The following is a 209-nucleotide window of genomic DNA, read 5'->3' as shown; positions in this document are numbered from 1 at the left end:
TTTCCTTTTGGATCTCTTCAAGTTTTTCCTGCATAGCGGACATTACCCTTTGCATCTCAACCATATCACGCGCAAGTACCGGACGCTTCTTTTTGCTGCCAGCGCCTACCGCAAAGCTGATTCCGGCACGCGCCATCGGATCTCTGCCGCTCGTATTCAGCGAGACTCCGGCGTTGACGAGAACATTTTCACGCACATAGTGGAATACG

General features: G+C 51.7%; 1 protein-coding gene. It reads right to left on the bottom strand.

Annotated features, from left to right (window positions below):
- A partial coding sequence (locus B0D78_RS13150) for a hypothetical protein (protein WP_168170160.1) occupies positions 1 to 209 on the bottom strand: 209 nt, incomplete at both ends.

The organism is Pyramidobacter sp. C12-8 (genome assembly GCF_002007215.1).
Classification (GTDB): domain Bacteria; phylum Synergistota; class Synergistia; order Synergistales; family Dethiosulfovibrionaceae; genus Pyramidobacter.
The sequence above is the reverse complement of the archived record's forward strand: the minus strand, read 5'-3'. Positions and strand labels throughout refer to the sequence as shown.